This is a genomic window from Serratia sp. (in: enterobacteria) (assembly GCF_052400455.1).
Taxonomy (GTDB): Bacteria; Pseudomonadota; Gammaproteobacteria; order Enterobacterales; family Enterobacteriaceae; genus Serratia; species Serratia ureilytica.
In genome coordinates, this window is sequence record NZ_CP185812.1 from 4,514,452 (window position 1) to 4,532,431 (window position 17,980).

Annotated in this window: 14 protein-coding genes; 3 read left to right on the forward strand and 11 right to left on the reverse strand. The window is 61.2% G+C overall.

Going from position 1 to position 17,980, the window contains the following annotated elements:
• Positions 1-242: 242 nt before the first annotated feature.
• From aaeB to aaeX, 3 genes are read right to left on the reverse strand one after another with little or no spacing between them, the layout of a single operon-like run.
• Positions 243-2,210, reverse strand: a complete 1,968-nt coding sequence (aaeB, locus tag ACORQT_RS21765) for a p-hydroxybenzoic acid efflux pump subunit AaeB (RefSeq protein ID WP_164058167.1) — start codon at positions 2,208-2,210, stop codon at positions 243-245.
• Positions 2,210-3,145 carry a p-hydroxybenzoic acid efflux pump subunit AaeA gene (gene aaeA / locus ACORQT_RS21770; protein WP_033644462.1) on the reverse strand — a complete coding sequence of 312 codons (936 nt, stop codon included), beginning with the start codon at positions 3,143-3,145 and terminating at the stop codon, positions 2,210-2,212. The genes aaeB and aaeA overlap by 1 nt, the downstream gene beginning before the upstream one ends.
• Positions 3,146-3,152: 7 nt before the next feature.
• Positions 3,153-3,356 carry a p-hydroxybenzoic acid efflux pump operon protein AaeX gene (gene aaeX, locus ACORQT_RS21775; RefSeq protein ID WP_004936952.1) on the reverse strand — a complete coding sequence of 68 codons (204 nt, stop codon included), beginning with the start codon at positions 3,354-3,356 and terminating at the stop codon, positions 3,153-3,155.
• Positions 3,357-3,670: 314 nt separating this feature from the next.
• On the opposite strand from aaeX, the gene aaeR reads away from it, so the two are divergent.
• Positions 3,671-4,582 (forward strand): HTH-type transcriptional activator AaeR, encoded by a 912-nt coding sequence (gene aaeR / locus ACORQT_RS21780; protein WP_004936950.1) that lies wholly within the window; start codon positions 3,671-3,673, stop codon positions 4,580-4,582.
• Here aaeR and ACORQT_RS21785 read toward each other — a convergent pair.
• Together ACORQT_RS21785 and ACORQT_RS21790 are read right to left on the reverse strand one after the other, a co-directional pair.
• Entirely contained in the window at positions 4,573-4,917 is a 345-nt protein-coding gene (locus ACORQT_RS21785; RefSeq protein ID WP_164058166.1) for a hypothetical protein, read from the reverse strand. The two genes, aaeR and ACORQT_RS21785, sit on opposite strands and share 10 nt — an antisense overlap.
• Positions 4,914-5,189 carry a zinc ribbon domain-containing protein gene (locus ACORQT_RS21790; RefSeq protein WP_033644459.1) on the reverse strand — a complete coding sequence of 92 codons (276 nt, stop codon included), beginning with the start codon at positions 5,187-5,189 and terminating at the stop codon, positions 4,914-4,916. The genes ACORQT_RS21785 and ACORQT_RS21790 overlap by 4 nt, the downstream gene beginning before the upstream one ends.
• Positions 5,190-5,396: 207 nt before the next feature.
• Here ACORQT_RS21790 and uriH point away from each other — a divergent pair, with 207 nt between their 5' ends.
• Positions 5,397-6,338 carry a uridine-preferring nucleoside hydrolase UriH gene (uriH, locus tag ACORQT_RS21795; RefSeq protein WP_164058165.1) on the forward strand — a complete coding sequence of 314 codons (942 nt, stop codon included), beginning with the start codon at positions 5,397-5,399 and terminating at the stop codon, positions 6,336-6,338.
• A 693-nt stretch (positions 6,339-7,031) separates the two neighbouring features.
• Complete coding sequence (locus tag ACORQT_RS21800) at positions 7,032-8,711, forward strand: PglL family O-oligosaccharyltransferase (RefSeq protein ID WP_033651237.1); 1,680 nt, start codon at positions 7,032-7,034, stop codon at positions 8,709-8,711.
• 60 nt (positions 8,712-8,771) lie between these two features.
• On the opposite strand, the gene ACORQT_RS21805 is transcribed toward ACORQT_RS21800, so the two are convergent.
• The 6 genes from ACORQT_RS21805 to ACORQT_RS21830 form a co-directional block, all read right to left on the reverse strand.
• On the reverse strand, positions 8,772-9,536 hold the full coding sequence (locus ACORQT_RS21805; protein ID WP_164058037.1) for a CDP-diacylglycerol diphosphatase: 765 nt from the start codon (positions 9,534-9,536) through the stop codon (positions 8,772-8,774).
• A gap of 152 nt (positions 9,537-9,688) precedes the next feature.
• Positions 9,689-11,134, reverse strand: a complete 1,446-nt coding sequence (tldD, locus tag ACORQT_RS21810) for a metalloprotease TldD (RefSeq protein WP_164058034.1) — start codon at positions 11,132-11,134, stop codon at positions 9,689-9,691.
• A 7-nt stretch (positions 11,135-11,141) separates the two neighbouring features.
• Positions 11,142-12,002 (reverse strand): deaminated glutathione amidase, encoded by an 861-nt coding sequence (gene nit1, locus ACORQT_RS21815; RefSeq protein WP_033644455.1) that lies wholly within the window; start codon positions 12,000-12,002, stop codon positions 11,142-11,144.
• Entirely contained in the window at positions 11,999-15,799 is a 3,801-nt protein-coding gene (gene yhdP, locus ACORQT_RS21820; protein WP_164058035.1) for an AsmA2 domain-containing protein YhdP, read from the reverse strand. Before yhdP ends, nit1 begins: the two co-directional genes overlap by 4 nt.
• An 88-nt stretch (positions 15,800-15,887) precedes the next feature.
• Positions 15,888-17,357, reverse strand: coding sequence for a ribonuclease G (gene rng / locus ACORQT_RS21825; RefSeq protein ID WP_019453170.1), 1,470 nt, complete (start codon positions 17,355-17,357; stop codon positions 15,888-15,890).
• A 38-nt stretch (positions 17,358-17,395) separates the two neighbouring features.
• Positions 17,396-17,980 (reverse strand): Maf family protein, encoded by a 585-nt coding sequence (locus tag ACORQT_RS21830; RefSeq protein ID WP_033644452.1) that lies wholly within the window; start codon positions 17,978-17,980, stop codon positions 17,396-17,398.

A 17,980-nucleotide genomic window follows, 5' to 3' on the forward strand; every position in this document is an offset into this window, starting at 1 on the left:
CTCCCCCAGGCTAGTTAGGTATATAGTCGACCTGGATGAAACTAAGATGACCGACACGTTGCGTTTTCGCGGCGGTGAGGGTTTCATCCATTCATGTCAATGATGCCACTTTCCAGCCGTTCTGGCACTCGGAGTCTCTCTGAAAACGAGCCGCCTGCTCTGAGACGGCCCGCCAAACAACGACTGCTTACAGTATAGTCAGGGAAGGCGCCGCACAGCGCGGCGCAACAGGAGGGAACGCATCAATCGATCAAGGCGTGGCGATAGCGGTGCAGCATGTCGGCCAGGCGTTTCACCGGCCCGGTGACGCTGAGCGGCGCCTGATTGTCGACCAGCTTCTGCTGGTACTCGTTCATTTCGCCCAGCAAGCGATCGTAGTAGTAGGCGCGCTTGACGTCGTTCTTGGCGGAGACCACCCGATCGGCGGTGCTGCGGATCTGGCGGTGGAAGGCCGACAGCTCTTCGCTGGCCGGAATTTCCGCTCGCTGCATGCGCTGGTGGGCGATGATCAGGTTCAGCGCCAGACGATACTTGGCGATGTCGTTCGGGAACATCATCAGCAGCTGATTAAGCTGCTGATACAGCGCGGGCAGGTGGTTTTGCCGACGGCGCGCCGCCTTGGTGGTCAGCGCCGACACCGCGCTGCTGACGAACTGGTTGAGCAACGTGCGGCCGGTTCGTTCGCGCGAATTATCGCGGATCAGCAGTAGCACCATCAGCCCGACGCAGCTGCCGAGGAACTGGCCCAGCGCCCCGTCGAGAAACTGGGTCACGTTGAACTCCATCGGGTTGCTCAGCACCAGAATGTTGATGGTCCCCGCCAACAGCCCCAGCGAACCGAGCCGCCGCTTCTGCACCTCGATGCCGATGAAAAACGCCAGCAGGCCGAGGCTGAGACACAGTAGCAAAATGCTCTGCTGGGTCGCCGGCAGGATCACCATGAAGAACAGAGAACCGACCGGGATTGCCGCCAGCATGCCCAGCACGAAATCCATCGCCACCATGCGCGGCGCCGGGGTGCGCATCGCCAGCGAGGTGATCACCGCAATGATCACCATAAAACCGCTGCCGGACGTCCAGCCGGTCCACAGCCATAGCAGGCAGCCGAAGGCCGTCGCCACAAAGGTGCGCAGACCGTTGATCATCGCGTGATGCCCTTCCGCCGAGGTCGGCTTGACCACGGTTTCATTGCTCAAGACGCCCTCTTCCACCGCGCTGATGCTGCAGTTGGTGTGCACGCCTTTCGACAGCAGCAGGTAGCGCGTCGCCGCGCCGACCCAGCCGGTGATGGTCGGCAACGTTTCCTCGGAGCGATGCGTGGTCAGCACCTGACGCAACAGCTTCATGCGCTTGTGGATCTCCTGCGGGGTCTCCGCCGGAACCATCAGCTGTTCCCGCAAACTTTCTTTCAGCGCCTGCGGGTGATTCAACAAGATCAGATAGGTTTCACAGACCTGGGTGATCAGCGTCAGCGACAGGGTATGCAGCGCTTTCACCCGTCGGTTGACCTTCTGCCAGCGCGAGGATTCCATCATCAGGTTGTTGCGCATGCCGTCCAGCGCCGTGGTGCTCTTCACCAGATTGCTCCAGGCGCGGTCGATGTCCTCTTTATCGGCATGGCTGATGCACATCTGCATCAGGCGGTATTGATCCACCAGCAGCTTATCCACCGCCCGATCGATGTCCTGCTTGATCGAACGCGGCGAAAACAGCAGATCGGCCAACACGGCGCTGACGATCCCCAGCACGATCTCGCTGCAACGCTCGATGGCGAACTGCGGCGCTTCCAGCAGGTGGGCCTCGCTGGTGGCGACCGTCACGATGATGATCAGCGCGGTATAGCCGGCCAGCCCCCAGGCGTAGGAGTTCTCCACCTTGATAAGCGAAGAGAGCCAGGTGCAGAAACCGGCCCACATGCAGCACAGCATCAGCATCACTACCGGTGCGCGGGCGGTGGTGATGATGATGAGCAGGCCGACGAAGCAGCCGATAAAGGTGCCGATGATGCGCAGCCAGCCGCGATGGCGAATGGCGCCGGAGAAGGGTTCACCGCCGGCGGCAAAGGCCGGGCCGGCGGCGACGATGGCGGCGGTCATCGCCGACCAGCGCGGGGTTTCCAGATTGAGATGGAAGCCAACGAACAGCGCAAACACAATCGCGAAGCTGAGTTTGAAGGCAAATCTCAGCCGGATAAAGGTTGGGCTGCTCATTAGCCGAACTCACGCAGCCGGTGCATCAGGCGCACAAAAGGCGAGCCGCTGTCGGCATTGCGATCGTTCTTGCCGACGATCACCACGGTGGCGGTGGTGCCGGCCGGGTACGGATGCTGTTGGTCCTTGGCGTCCAGCAGGATCTTCACCGGCACGCGCTGCGCCAGGCGCACCCACTCCAGGTTGCTGTCGATCGAGGCCAACCCTTTGTTGTTCACCGTGCTGCTGCTGTTGTTCACCGCCGCCGCCACGCTATCGACGGTGCCGTGCATGATGCGGTTGCTGCCGAGCGGGGTAATCTCCGCGCGATCGCCCTTATTCAGGCCGTTCAGCTTGGTCTCTTCCAGGTACGCCAGGATGTAGAAGGAATCTTTCTTCACCAGCGCCACCGCGACCGACCCGCGGGTGATGTATTCACCGGCGTGTACGTTGAGGTTGGTGATCCAGCCATCGGCCGGGGCGCGCACCGTGGTGCGCTCCAGATCCAACTGCGCCAGCTCGCGAGCCGCAATGGCCTTCGCCAGCTGGTGCTGCACGGTCTGCAGCGAGTTGTTCGACTGGTCAATCTCTTCCTGCGACATCGCCTGCACGCCCAACTTCACGCGGCGGCCGGCCTCACGCCGTTTTTCCGCCGCCAGCGTCTGATAGTAGGCGACGTCGGCGCCGGCTTCCGCCAAGGCCTGCTCATAACGCGGCCGATCGACCACGAACAGCACCTGGCCTTTCTTGACCAGTTGGTTGTCCACTACCGGCACGTCGGTCAGCAGGCCGCTGACGTCCGGCGCGATCGCCACCACGTCGGCGGTGAACTTGGCGTCACGCGTCCACGGCGACTCGGTGTAGAACACCCAGGCCTTGAATACCGCGGCAATGCCCAGCAGCACAAGAATCAAAGTGATCGCGATTCGGGTTATTTTTATCGAAAAATTTTTCACAGCGACCTCAAACAAAAAGACACGAAATCAGATAAAACAAGCAGCAATACAGCGCGGTATTAAACAGCGCCGGATGCCAGACAAAATCGTAAATCCCCGTCGGCTGCAGCAGGCGGCGCAAAAGAAAAAACAGCGCCAGCGACACCAGCAGCTCGAAAAACACCGGCGGAAACGACAGTCCGAAGATGACCATAACCGGAAGCAAACTCATCACTTTTTCCTTATTGTTCACTGCGCCGGGGAAAGACAAGTCTCGCCATTCACATTCTCTTTACATTTTAGCGTGCGCGCGCCACAAATCTTGACCAGGCAGCTTGTCCAGGTCACGAACCCGAAAAAAGGTTAAACTTTGGGGCAGACATCCACGACAGGGATTGCGAGGGTGCCGGAGGAGCGGCAGGATGACGTCGCCGCTCGCTCTCGCACGTTGGTGAGGTCTATTCACCCGACCACGTTATATTAGCCTGCTTACTATCAAGGCATCAACAATCTGTGATCTAAATCACTTTTAAGCCAGAGTGAATAATGGAAAGATTAAAACGCATGTCGGTATTCGCCAAAGTGGTTGAGTTCGGGTCGTTTACCGCGGCCGCGCGTCAACTCGACATGAGCGTTTCATCGATCAGCCAAACCGTCTCGAAACTGGAAAATGAGCTGCAGGTCAAGCTGTTGAACCGCAGCACGCGCAGCATCGGCCTGACCGAGGCCGGCAAGATTTACTATCAGGGCTGCCGACGCATGCTGCAGGAAGTCAGCGAAGTGCATGAGCAGCTGTACGCGTTTAACAATACGCCCGCCGGCACGCTGCGCATCGGCAGCTCGTCCACCATGGCGCAAAACGTGCTGGCGAACATGACCGCCGAGATGATGAAAGAGTACCCGGGTCTGACGGTCAACCTGGTGACCGGCATACCGGCGCCGGATCTGATCACCGACGGGCTGGATCTGGTGATCCGCACCGGCGCGCTGCAAGACTCGAGTCTGTTCTCGCGCCGCCTGGGGCAGATGCCGATGGTGGTGTGCGCCGCCAAAAGCTACCTGAGCCAGCACGGCACGCCGCAGAAGCCGAGCGACATGGTCAACTTTTCCTGGCTGGAGTACAGCGTGCGGCCCGACAGCGAATTCGAACTGATGTCGCCGGAAGGCATCACCACGCGCATTTCCCCGCAGGGGCGCTTCGTCACCAACGACTCCTCCACCATGATCCGTTGGCTGAAAAACGGCGCCGGCATCGCCTACGCCCCGCTGATGTGGGTGATCGAAGAGATCAAACGCGGCGAGATCGAGATCCTGTTCAAAAGCTACCATTCGGATCCGCGGCCGATCTACGCGCTCTATACCGAGAAGGACAAACTGCCGCTGAAGGTGCAGGTGTGCATCAACTATTTAACCGACTATTTCGAACGCGTAGCGGCGGTCTATCAGGGCTATCGCTGAGCAGCGCTTAAATAGCGGCGCGCCAGCGCGGCCAGCAGCATCAGCGCCAACATGCCGATGCCCCACAGCAGCCAGACGGCGTAGCCCGCCCAGGCCAGCAGCAGAGGAAAATAGCTCGCCAGCCCGTTGCCCAGCTGTTTCAGCCACGGCAGCCAGGCGTCCAACACCGTCTGCGGCACCAGGCTCAGCGCACCGTTCACCGGCAACGTTGCGTTTCCGGCCGCCTCCGCCAACGTCGGCAGCCAGGTCAGCAGGCCGGATACGCCCCAGGCCAGCAACGTCCACAGCGCCATGGCGCCGAGCAGCAGCGCGACCGTCCAGCCGCCCCGATTCACGGCACACCGCCGCCGCACTGCGGACAAAAGCGGCTGCCCGGCGGCAACGGCGCGGCGCACTGTCCGCAGGTGGCGCTCACCGCGGCAAACGGCTGGCCGCAGCGGTGACAATAACGCGCGCCCGGCTTATTCACGGCCCGGCATTCCGGGCACTGCGGCCCCTGTTCGCCATGCTGGCTATAGCGGTTGCCATGGTGGCCACCGCCGTGGCCCGCGCGCCGATGACCGCCGTTAATACCGCCTTGCCCCAACAACCTTTTCAGTAAGCTCATCCCGCCTCTCCTCTGTGCATTCACGCTGAAGCTCACTGTAAACCCTGGAGTAAACTCCAGGGTAAAGCCCGGCGATGAAGATTTACGTTTCATTACATCGTAATAATGGCAAGGCTTTGATGCCGCTAACAAAAGCACCATCGGCATTATCCCACGCCGCCGTGCTGCGTTATGCTGCGGAAACCTCTCCCTGCATCAGGAATAACCATGAAAAAAATCATACTGGACTGTGACCCGGGACATGACGACGCCATCGCCCTGCTGCTGGCCTGGGGCAATCCGCAGATCGACCTGCTGGCGGTCACCACCGTGGTGGGTAACCAGACGCTGGACAAAGTGACGCGCAACGCCCTGGCGGTGGCGCGCATCGCCAATATCACCGGCGTGCCCTTCGCCGCCGGCTGCCCGCGCCCGCTGGTGCGCAATATCGAAGTGGCGCCCGACATTCACGGCGACTCCGGCCTCGATGGCCCGGTGCTGCCGGAGCCTCACCTGCAGCTGGACTCGCGCCACGCGGTGGATCTGATCATCGATACCGTGATGGCTCACCCGCCCGGCAGCGTGACGCTGGTGCCGACCGGCGGCCTGACCAATATCGCCATGGCGGTGCGTAAAGAGCCGCGCATTGCCGAGCGGGTCAAGGAAGTGGTGCTGATGGGCGGCGGCTATCATGTAGGCAACTGGAGCGCAGTGGCGGAGTTCAATATCAAAATCGATCCCGAGGCGGCGCACATCGTGTTCAATGAAAAATGGCCGCTGACCATGGTCGGGCTGGATCTCACCCACCAGGCGCTGGCCACGCCGGCAGTCTGCGAACGCATCGCCGCCCTCGGCACCCGGCCGGCCGCCTTCGTCGGCGAACTGCTGGCATTCTTTGGCCATATGTATCAGCAGGCGCAGGGCTTCAGCGCCCCGCCGGTGCACGATCCTTGCGCAGTGGCCTATGTGATCGATCCGAGCGTTATGTCGGTGCGCAAAGTGCCGGTGGATATCGAGCTGACCGGCACCCTGACGTTGGGCATGACGGTCGCGGACTTCCGCGCGCCGCCGCCGCCGGACTGCCACACCCAGGTCGCGGTCAAACTGGATCAGGATAAATTCTGGAATCTGGTGGTGGATGCGCTGGAGCGGATCGGCGACGTGGAGTAAGCGCACAAGAGACGAGATTAACGCGCTTGGGCAGGCGCGTTAGTCTGTATTCTGCCGCGGCAACGGGAGGCTCAAGCCATAACCGCTTTTATTTCCAATGCAGCAGAACAATCCTAATAATAAATTATTTCATGAAAATTTAAAAAAACAGATAAAGACAGTAAGAATCTTAATAAAATTAAAACCATGAAAATCACATTGAATTTAAAAACCAGCAAAGGGAAACGATGAAGCAAATCTCCGCCCTCACGCCGCCACTGACGGCATCAATTAAACAAGCAGATACCACTTTTATTCTTCACACTGCCTGCCAATATAGACCATTGCCGGGATGCCCCACGATATCCACGCACGCAAGAACCACAGGCAACATATTGATTTTAATTAATAAAAACAATATTAAGATTAAAAATTGACTGAATAACAATAGATTTGAGAAAATGGCACGTCTGTTTTTGCAAACAACAAAAATGCCTTTTGCGAGTGAAAAACACGGCTTAACCTTTCTTTAGGCAAACAGCCTCGCGCATTCTCAGGGCAAACATTATTTATCGTTTTACCATAAAGACGGTTTAAATTTCCCGTGAGACACTTTCGATTTCAACATTACACGCACTTCAATACCAGGATAAAGGATAGGGAATAATCAAAACATGCATTTAATAAACGCTATCAGGCCTTGGCAGGTTAACCATGGCCGATAAATCTCCCGCTAACGCAGCGACCATCGCCGTGCTGCCCCTGCTGCTGATCTGGATGGCGGCGGTCCTGCCGATTTATTACCCCAACATGGGCGGCGACGGTCTGGCGCTGCCGCAAAACATTCTGGCCTGGGGCGTCATGGCGCTTACTACGCTGATCGTGACGTTTACCGTTTGCCTGGGTCGCATCCGCCTTTCGCTCACGCCCACCGCGCGCCTGTTGCTGCTCGGCATCGCCTTGCTGGCGCTGCCGTTGCTGTATACCCGCCCCGAATGGCGCGAAGACGCCCTGTGGCGCTGCGCCGGCCTGCTCGGCGGTTGGTTGTTCTATGTCGCCTGCCTGCAGCTGCGCGTCACCGCCCGGCAGCGCGAGCTGCTGCTGTTCGGCCTGTTGTTTGCCGTCGGCATTCAGGCGTTGTTGGCGGCTTTACAGCTGTTCGCCCCCTCGCTGGCCTGGGTATCCCCTAACGGCGGCCGGGTCTACGGCGTCTTTCAGCAGCCGAACGTGCTGGGCAGCTTTATCGCCACCGGGCTGGCTTTGGCGCTCTGGCTGCTGCTGGCTCCCTACTCTGCGCCGACGCGGCGGCAAATCCCGCTGCTCGCGCTGCTGGCCGCTTTCTCCGCCCTGCTGGTGCTGATCCAGTCGCGCGCCGCCTGGTTGGGGGCCGCATTGGCGGCGGCGCTGCTGCTGTGGCGCTTTGCCCACCAACGCCCGGCCGCAAGCCGCTGGGCCGGCGGCGCGCTGCTGCTGGGCGCCGCGATCGGTCTGACAGTGCTGTTCACCGGTTTCGGTCTGGAGACAAATAGCGTCTTGCTCGACCGCGAATTCTCCAACAGCGCGCGCCTGACCATGCTGCACGACGTCGGCGCCATGATCCTGGCTAAGCCGCTGCTGGGCTGGGGCTACGGCGGCTTTGAATACAGCTTCGCGCATTTCCGCCTGCAGACAATGCCCTGGAGAGAAGTGCTGGAAGTCGCCGGGCATCCGCACAATGAAATCCTGCTGTGGTGGGTCGAGGGCGGCCTGACGGCGCTGGCGGGTATCGCTATCGTCCTTGCCGCCGGCGTACGGCTGCTGAAAAGCGCCTGGCAACGGGATCGAGAACAGCCGAACGGTGCGCGCGTCGGCCTGTTCCTGGTGCTGCTGCCGATGCTGATACACACTCAGCTGGAATACCCTTTCTATCTGTCTGCGCCGCACTGGCTGGCGTTTCTGCTGCTGCTGGCGCTGCTGGACGGCCAAACCGGCGAGCCCCGCCCGCTGCCGTTCGCCAAAGCCCTGAGCCTGCCGGTGGCGCTTGCGGCGCTCGGCGTGCTGGTGATGGCGGCCTTCGCCTGGCAAGGGCGCATGGCGCTCACTCAGTCGGAGCGCACTATGCTGGCCAACATCGACAGCATCGAGCAGATGCCGCCGCCGGCCGCCTGGATCTACCGGGAGCGCAAAGCCTTCGATGAGCAATCTCACGCGCTGCTGGTCTATAACCAAACGCGCGATGATGCCCTGTTGACCGGCTATCGGCAGTGGGCCAATGCCTATCTGCAGCGCCGCATCGACGCCAACGTCTACGCCACGCTGATCATGATCTTGCGCTATCAGGGGGATCAGGCACAAGCCGATGCTCGCCAGCGGGAAGCCGCTTTTCTGTTTGCGCGGGATGCGCGGTTCAGGTAGGGACAACGAGGTGAGAGCGATGCCTCGCCGCTCTCACCTGCGTCATTTTATGTCGCAAAATTAACGCGGCAAAATCGCGCACTCTTTATCCAGCAGCGATTCTACCGAAGCGCGGTTGCCGACGTCCCAGCCGCGCTTCGAGGCCAGCAAAATAAACCCCTGTTGGCCGCCAAACGTAGTGGGCACTAACGCCACGCCATATTCCGCCATCTGCGGCGGCGATAGATGGAAATAATCCGCCAGATCCTTAATCGGGTAAACGCCCATCGCGGTTGGCTGCATCACGCGGCGCACGTAGTAGGTGTGGCGCAACAGCTTATCCGGCAAGGGCCGCCATTGTTCCTGTATGTAGGGGCGTTCCGCCTGCAATTGACGCCGCACGTCCTTACGCAGACAGGTCAGGTGAATATGCAATTGGTTTTGGCTGCGGCCATATGCGGAGTTGATCGCCATGCCCAACATATCATCCGGCACCGGCCCGCCATATTCAGCGGCCAGCCGATAACGCATCAGCCAGGCATAGCCAAAATAGTCCGTCCGTTCCCCGGCCAGCAACTGCGGGCTTTCAATGCCGGAGAGCGGCGCCGTCGGAACCAGAATAAAATGATAGGGGTAACGCGGGTTTTGCAGCACGCTAAAGCCCAGGGCCTTCCCCTGCGGCATATAAATCTGCTCACAGGGCGCCGGATCGCGCTTTTGCTGATAATTGGCCATGCAAAGCTTATCGACTACGCCCCACAGCGCATCAGAGCGGGCGCAGCCCGTCAAGGACAGGACGCCCAGCGCCAGCAGCCAACGCCGGGCGGGTATAGCCAGACGCGTCATCATCGTATTGCTCTGTTTTTTCGCCACGTCAATTTTATTCCATTATATCGTGCAGGCTACGGCGTCCTGCCGCGCTTAGCGTTACGAATGCGAGAAAGGCCGCAAAATGGAGCATGATTGAGGGGCCAACGCGTGGCCCCTGGAGGAAAAAATTACGCCGTGCCGCCGACGGTGAGCGTGTCCAGTTTCAGCGTCGGTTGGCCGACGCCCACCGGCACGCTCTGGCCTTCTTTGCCGCACACGCCCACGCCTTTATCGAGCGCCAGATCGTTGCCGACCATCGAGATCTGCTGCATCGCCTCGATGCCGGAGCCGATCAGCGTCGCCCCCTTCACCGGTTTAGTGATGCGGCCCTTCTCGATCAGATAGGCTTCGGTGGTGGAGAACACGAACTTGCCGGAGGTGATATCCACCTGGCCGCCGCCAAAGTTCGGCGCGTACAGGCCGTACTCAACGCTGGCGATGATCTCTTCCGGCGTCGATTTACCCGCCAGCATGTAGGTATTGGTCATGCGCGGCATCGGCAGATGCGCGTAGGACTCGCGGCGGCCGTTGCCGGTCGGCGCGACGCCCATCAGGCGCGAGTTGAGCTTGTCCTGCATGTAGCCTTTCAGCACGCCGTTTTCGATCAGCACGTTGTACTGGCCCGGCACGCCTTCGTCGTCGATCGCCAGCGAACCGCGGCGCCCTTGCAGGGTGCCGTCGTCCACCACGGTACACAGCTCAGACGCCACCAGCTCGCCCATATGGCCGCTGAACACCGAGGTGCCGCGCCGGTTGAAGTCGCCTTCCAGGCCATGGCCCACCGCTTCGTGCAGCAGCACGCCCGGCCAGCCGGCGCCCAACACCACCGGCATATTGCCGGCCGGCGCCGCTACCGCGCCGAGGTTGACCAGCGCCATGCGCACCGCTTCTTTGGCGTAGGCATCGGCGCGCACGTCGCCGTCGACGGTTTCCAGGAAGTAGTCATAGCCGAAACGGCCGCCGCCGCCGCTGGAGCCGCGCTCACGCTTGCCGTCCTGCTCCACCAGCACGCTGACGGAAAGGCGCACCAGCGGGCGAACGTCCGCCGCCAGCGTGCCGTCGGTGGCGGCCACCAACACCTGCTCGTAAACGCCGGTGATGCTGGCGTTCACTTCCTGCACCCGCGCATCGGCGGCGCGCGCCACCTTGTCGACGCGGTGCAACAGGGCGATTTTCTCTTCGCGTGGCAGGCTTTGCAGCGGATCGAGCAGCGGGTACAGCGCTCGATAACCGATTTCGCCCAGGGTATGCGCCCGCCCGTCGCCCTGCTCGCGCACGATGCTGCGCGCCGCCTGGGCACTCTGCTGCAGCGCATTCAGAGTGATCTGATCGGCATAGGCGAACCCGGTCTTCTCACCGCTGACGGCGCGCACGCCGACGCCCTGGTCAATATTGTAAGAGCCATCCTTGATGATGCCGTCCTCGATCACCCAGGCTTCGTGATAGCTGGACTGAAAATAGAGATCGGCGTAGTCGATACGGCGTTCTGCCAGTTGACCCAGTACCGAGTACAGGTCTTGATGACTCAGCTTGTTGGTAGCGAGTAACTGCTCACTGACAAACGTCAGACTCATAATGGTTTCACTCTTGATTGGAGGATAACTTGTCAGACGGCGCCGTCAGCGACGTCTGGAATCGGTTGTGCTGCAGCACCGGCATCTGCGCACGAATATTTTTCAGGCTTGCGGCGTCCACGCGCACCTTCAGTGCCGCCACGGCGTCCGGGTTCTCGGCAAGTACCTTGCCCCAGCCGTCGACGGCCAGCGTGTGGCCCCAGGTGCGACGGGTCGGCCCGTGGCGCCCCACCTGCGCCGGCGCCAGGATCATGCACTGGTTCTCGATCGCTCGGGCGCGCAGCAGGATTTCCCAATGCGCCTCGCCGGTTACCCGCGTAAAGGCCGCCGGCACCGAAATCAGTTCGGCGCCCTGCGCCCGCAGCGCCTGGAACAGCGCGGGGAAGCGCAGATCGTAGCATATGGTCATGCCCAAACGCCCGACCGGCGTATCCACCACCGTCAGGTGCTGCCCATGCTGGTAGGTATCCGACTCGCGGTAATGGCCGTGCGCGTCGTTGATGTCCACATCGAACATGTGCAGCTTGTCGTAGCGGGCGCGGATCTCGCCCTGCTCGTCGAACAACAGGCTGCTGGTGGTGATAAGCTCCGGGTTCTCACGGCTGACGAGCGGCATCGAGCCCACCAGCAACCACACGCCATAGCGGCGCGCCAGTTCGCGCACCGCATTCTGCAGCGGGCCATCGCCCTGTTTTTCCGCCTGTTGGCGGTAGGCTGCGGAGTTGGCGAACAGCAGCGCGTTCTCCGGCGTCATGACCAGTTTTACCCCGGCATTGAGCTGCTTAATCTGCTGTTCAATCTGGGCCAGGTTATCGCGCACCTGATCGCCACTGCACAACTGCAACAACGCAACGTTAGCATTCCTCATGACGCCTTATCCTCCTTTGACTTACGCTGTACCTCATTGATCTTCGGCTGGTCGAGATCGCCGCCGATATGGTAGCGAATCAGCGAAATCTTGCTCCACAGCGGCCCCAGCACCTGCGAGGCGGCGAACACCGCCGCGCCGACGATCGGGTTAACGACAAACGCCGTGGCCACGCCGACGGTCGCTGAAATCGCCGGCGCCACCACCGCTTCCATATCGATGCGGCGGCGCGCCAAATCGATCTGGCCGCTCATAGCAATATCCGCCGCCAAGCCATCGATCAATAGATTATCAGTATGCATTATGCCATCTTTCAGCCAGGCGGTACTGCGGATGGAATCAAAGTAGAAGCCTTTGCCGAAGGTATCGCTGAAGTCGAACTGCAGCTTGCGCAGCAAAGCGTCGAAGCTGACCAGCCGCAGCAGCTGACCGGCGCGGCCGCCGCCCATGCTGTCGATCTCGCCCTTGCCCATTTTGACCTGCAACGCGCCGCTCAGCGTATCGACCCGCGGCTGCCACGGCGTGCCATGCCAGTACAGATCGAAATCCACGTCGTAAGGCGCTCCCTTGAGCGGAATGGTGATGCCGAAGAAGGCTGCGGTTTCATCAATCTTGCCGCCGAGCAGCTTGCCTTTCAGCGAGCTGCGCTCTTCTTGCGCGTTTTGTTTCCACAGGCCGGTGGCGGTCATGCGCCCTTGGCCGGTATCGACCAGGCCGTGATCCAGCGTCAGAGTATCGCCCCGATTAGTCAGATCCGCCTCGACCTTGCCGAGGTTCTGCCCCAGTACCCAGCACGACTTGCAGCGCAACATCAGCGAAGGCCAGTCGCGGAAGCTGATTTTCTCCGGCGGCGGCGGCGTACCCGCCGCGCTTTTCGTCTCTGCGAACTGCGGGTTGTAATACAGATAATTGATATCGGCGCGCCACGGCCCGCGATCGGCCACCCGCAGGCTGCCGTCCACTTCGTCGCTCTTGGCGCTCACGAGGGTAGCGCCAAGCTGTTTCTCGGCCGACAGCGTCAGCTTATGCCAGGCCTGGCCGCCTAACAGCAACTGCGGCGTGGTCAGCGCCACGGTGGTGGGGAAGCTGAAACCGCCCACCTGGCCGCTGCCGCCGCCCTGTTTCAGCGCCGGCGCGAGCAGCGCCAGCCACTGCTCACCGTCCAACGCCGGCAGATTCAGCGTCATCGACTTGCCGGCCGGCAGCGGCGGCGTGCCGCCCCCGTTGGTTTGCCAGGCAGCGCGCGCCAGATTCACCTGTTTTTTATCGAAGTTCCATTCACTGTTGAAACGGTTCTGTTTGCCCGCGCTACCGGTCAACATGAAGCCGTTCAAACCGCCTTTGACCTTGACGTTCACCGGCAGCGCCTCTCCCAGCGCCTTGTCCAGCGGCGAAGGTAAGTGACTGCTCACTTTCTTCAAATCCGCGTCGAGACCGATATCGTAGCTGGCCGAACCTTGGTGCGGCAGCGTGATGGCCACCTGGCTCTGCCAGGGCGCGCTGCCGCTGAGCGCATCGGCGGCCTCTTTCGGCAGGCCGGGGAACTTGCCCGGCTGCCAGTCTCCTTTCAGACCAACGTTGACCTTGTAGTCACGCTCGCCTTCCTGCGTAGTGAAGTTGACCGCCACCGGTTGCCCGAACCAGTTGGCCGACAGGGTGTCGCTCTCCAGATTGCCGTTGTTGAAACGGAATTTGCCGCTGAGCTTCTGCAGCTCGCTTTCCAGCGGTTTTATCAGCAACGAATTATTGTTCAGCGCCACTTCACCGGTGGCTTTGACCTGCTCGCCGTCCAGCGGGATATCCAGATGTAAGCGCCCACTGACATCGCCGCCAATTTGCAGCTGCTCCAGCGCCGCCCCCAGCGAATCGTGCAACGGCGTCTGCATAAAGTAGTCATGCACATCGCTGCCCGCACCTGCGACTTCGGCGTCGATCAGCAATCGCTCTTTCAGGTAATCCGGGATCACCGCGCTGATATTTTTACCCGCCACCTTGCCCAACCGGGTTTGCGGCGCATGCATCCACAGCCCCTCGTTGGCGAAATCGAGATCTATCGCCAAATCGGTCAACGCCGGCCAGCCCGGTTGGAACTGGAAGGTGGCATGGCGCAGCGGTACGAAGACTTCGAACTGTCCTTCGTTTTTGCGATACGGGAAGTGCTGCGGATCGCCGGAATAAATCAGCGTGGCGTTATCCACCTGGCCGCCCTGAATGGCGCCGCTCAGGTAGTCCACCAGATGCTTGCCCATCAACGGTTCCGGGAAATAGCGCCAGGCGTCGGCGCCGTCATACAGGCGGATGCCCGCCAGGATGTTCAGCCACGGATCGCCCTTGGCCGGCTGCTGATAACGGAAATCGCCGTTGGCCCACAGCGACTTCGCCTTGACGTCCAGCCCCTGGCTCGCCAGTTCCCAGCCCTGATCGTTGTAACGCCAGGTCAGCGCGCCACGCGCGCGGCTGATTTCAAGCGGCGCGCGGAACATGTCGCCGTAAGGCAGAATGCTGTCGGTGAGCCCCAGCGTCAGGCGGCCGTTCTCCACCCCGCCGCTCAACGCCCCGGAGAAGTGGTTAACGCCCGGCAACAGTTCCCAACGCTGCCAGCTGACATCGCGCCACAGCGCCTGGAAACGGCTCTTTTCCGGCTGCTTGAGCGGAATGTCCAGCGCCAGCGCTTCCAATTGCCCCTGCGGCTGCAGATCGTTCCAGCGGTCGAGCACGTCCGGGCTGAGGAACGAGAAGGTCGGCAACAGCGCCGACAGACGCTCCAGCTGAATATCAGTCGCGCGCACACGCAGTTCTTCATTCTGCGCCGGCCCCATGAATTCGGTGTTTTCCGGCAGCCACAGCGCGGAAAGCCCGCCCTGCGGCCAGGCCTGGCCGTCGGTGCTCAACCGCAGTTGCGGCACGTCGAGCTGCCAACCGGTGCCCTGGCGGCGCAGCGACAGCGCCAGATTATCCACGTCCAGCCGGTGCTGCGCGGCGCCGGTGTCCCAGTTGGCCGCCCCCTGCTTGAGCAACGCATTGCCGCCGGCGATCTGGCCGTTCTGCACCTGCAGCCAAGCCGCCAGGCTGAAGTCTGCGCTTTCCAGCCCGGTGTTGGCGCGCAGCCAGCGGGTAAACCAGGGTTTCATATCGATGTTATCGGCCTGCAGGTAGACCGTGCCGGTATCCAGCAGGCCCTGATTATCGCGCAGGTCCATGCGCAGCTGCACCACGCCGTGTTGGCCGTTCAGCGTCGACAGGCTGATCTGCCCCTCGGCGCGGTGACGATCGCGGCCGTTGAGCCAGGTCAGCTGGGGAATGTCAAATTCGGCGCGCGCGCCGGCGGGCGTCAGGAACGAGATACGGCTGTCGCGCAAATCGAAGTGATCGAGCTGGCGCAGCATCAGATCGCTGATCCTGCCCGGCTCAAGGCCTTCGCCCTGCTGGTCGCCGCCCAGCGTGGCGTTCAAATCGAGGCGGAATTGGTAGAAGGTCAGATCGCGGAACTGCCAGCGCCAGTGCAGCAGCGACTGCCACACGTCCAACGCCAGCGTCACGCGCTCGATATGCACATCGCTTTTGGGCAGCGTAGCGCTCAGGTTGCGCATTTCAAGCTGCGGGCCGAACGTTTCCCAACTGCCCTGCACGAAATCCATCCGCACGGGCACGCCGGACAGCTTCTCCACCTGCGCCAGCAGTTGGGGGCGGTAGTCGTTCAGCTTCGGCAGCATCAGGCGCAGCCCGCTGATCAGCAGCGCCACAATCACAATTAGGGTGGCGCCTGTTGCTAACAGAATCCCAGGCAGTCGCCTCACGCAGTTCTCCTTGCTCCGCTGCCTGGCAACGGGAATATCTATGCACTGACGGGCCCGGCGTGCCGGGCCCCTACCGATGTCGGGCGGGCTACATCATGACGACGTCGAACTGCTCCTGGCTGTACAACGGTTCGATCTGCACCTTCACCTGTTTGCCGACGAAGATCTCCACTTCGGCCAGCGCGTGCGACTCTTCGCTCTTCAGCGCTTCGCCGACCGCCGCGGAGGCGTACACCAGGAAGCGATCGGAATCGTAGGCGTGATGCACACGCACAATTTCGCGCAGGATCTCGTAGCACACGGTTTCCACCGTTTTCACGGTGCCGCGCCCATTGCAAGTAGGACAATCGTGACAGAGCACATGTTCAATGCTTTCACGCGTTCGTTTACGCGTCATTTCAACTAAGCCTAGCTGAGAGAAGCCGTTGATCGTGGTTTTTACCCGATCTTTACTCAACGCCTGCTCCAGCGAGTGCAGAACCCGGCGGCGATGCTCTTCGTTGTTCATATCGATGAAGTCGATAATGATGATGCCGCCCAGGTTGCGCAGCCGCAGCTGGCGGGCAATGGCCTGCGTCGCCTCGATGTTGGTATTGAAGATGGTTTCATCGAGGTTGCGGTGGCCGACGAAGGCGCCGGTGTTGATGTCGACGGTGGTCATCGCCTCGGTCTGATCGATGATCAGATAGCCGCCGGACTTCAGCTCCACCTTGCGCTCCAGCGCGCGCTGGATCTCGTTTTCCACATCGTACAGATCGAAAATCGGTTGGCTGCCGGTGTACAGCTCCAGCTTGCGGGTGATGTCCGGGATATACTCGCCGGTAAACTCCACCAGCAGATCGTGCGTCAACCGCGAATCGACGCGAATGCGATCCAGCGCCGCGCCGGCGAAGTCGCGCAGGATGCGCTGCGCCAGCGCCAGCTCGCCGTACAGCTTGTATTTGGTCTGGTTGCGCTTCTTGCGCTCCATCACCTTGGTCCACAGGCGTTTGAGGAACGCCGCGTCCTGCGCCAGCTCCTCCTCGCCGATGCCCTCCGCCGCGGTGCGGATGATAAAACCGCCTAGCTCGTCGCAGTGCGGCGCAACGATGGACTTCAGGCGTTCGCGCTCGGCTTCGCTTTCAATGCGCTGCGACACGCCGACGTGCGCCGCGCCCGGCATGAAGACCAGATAGCGCGAAGGCAGCGTAATGTCGGTAGTCAGACGCGCGCCCTTGGTGCCGAGCGGATCTTTCACCACCTGCACCATCAGGTCTTGCCCCTGGCGCACCAGCTCGGCGATGTCGCGCACGTGGAAGTTTTTCCGCTCGTCGCCGGCGACGCATTCGGTATGCGGCATGATGTCGGAGGCGTGCAGGAAGGCGGCCTTGTCCAGGCCGATGTCGACGAACGCCGCCTGCATCCCCGGCAGGACGCGGCTGACGCGCCCTTTATAGATATTGCCGACGATGCCGCGTTTTGATTCGCGTTCGATATGAATCTCTTGCAGAATGCCGCCATCGATATAGGCGACCCGCGTTTCAGACGGTGTGATATTAACCAGTAGCTCAGCTGTCATGCCTTCTCCTCAGAGCCGGTCGATAATGGCAGCGCCCATCAACCGGTTCTTACATCACGTAATGCGACAAAATTACTGAGCAGCTCATGTGTTTCGACCAGTGGCAGACCGACCACCGCGTGATAACTCCCGGTTATCGTTCTGACGAAACAACCACCCTTTCCTTGAATGCCGTAGGCGCCCGCTTTATCCATCGGTTCGCCCGTAGCAATATAGTCGCGGATATCCTGTTGCGACAGGCTGCGGAACGTCACGTCGGTCACCACCAGCTGGCAACGCACGTCTTGGCGATCGGCGATCGCCACCGCCGTCATCACCTGATGCTGTTTGCCCGACAGGGCCGCCAGCATCTGTGCCGCATGGGCTTCGTCGCGCGGCTTCTCCAGCACCCGGCCGTTGAGCACCACGATGGTGTCGGCGCCCAGCACCGGCCGATCTTCCTGCGCCAGCGCCACGCCCGCTTTGGCCTTGTCCTGCGCCAGGCGGCGCACATAGGCTTCTGCGGCTTCGCCTTCCCGGCGCTGCTCTTCGGTATGCGTCAACAGGATGTCGAACGATACGCCCAGCAGGGTCAGCAGTTCACGTCGACGTGGGGAGCCGGAGGCCAGATAAAGCGAAGTCAT

Coding starts and splice junctions, on each gene's coding strand:
- aaeB (WP_164058167.1), bottom strand. CDS start 2,210: ATGAGCAGCCCAACCTTTATCCGGCTGAGATTTGCCTTCAAACTCAGC.
- ACORQT_RS21830 (WP_033644452.1), bottom strand. CDS start 17,980: ATGACTTCGCTTTATCTGGCCTCCGGCTCCCCACGTCGACGTGAACTG.
- ACORQT_RS21800 (WP_033651237.1), top strand. CDS start 7,032: ATGGCCGATAAATCTCCCGCTAACGCAGCGACCATCGCCGTGCTGCCC.
- aaeR (WP_004936950.1), top strand. CDS start 3,671: ATGGAAAGATTAAAACGCATGTCGGTATTCGCCAAAGTGGTTGAGTTC.
- tldD (WP_164058034.1), bottom strand. CDS start 11,134: ATGAGTCTGACGTTTGTCAGTGAGCAGTTACTCGCTACCAACAAGCTG.
- aaeX (WP_004936952.1), bottom strand. CDS start 3,356: ATGAGTTTGCTTCCGGTTATGGTCATCTTCGGACTGTCGTTTCCGCCG.
- uriH (WP_164058165.1), top strand. CDS start 5,397: ATGAAAAAAATCATACTGGACTGTGACCCGGGACATGACGACGCCATC.
- rng (WP_019453170.1), bottom strand. CDS start 17,357: ATGACAGCTGAGCTACTGGTTAATATCACACCGTCTGAAACGCGGGTC.
- ACORQT_RS21805 (WP_164058037.1), bottom strand. CDS start 9,536: ATGACGCGTCTGGCTATACCCGCCCGGCGTTGGCTGCTGGCGCTGGGC.
- ACORQT_RS21790 (WP_033644459.1), bottom strand. CDS start 5,189: ATGAGCTTACTGAAAAGGTTGTTGGGGCAAGGCGGTATTAACGGCGGT.
- nit1 (WP_033644455.1), bottom strand. CDS start 12,002: ATGAGGAATGCTAACGTTGCGTTGTTGCAGTTGTGCAGTGGCGATCAG.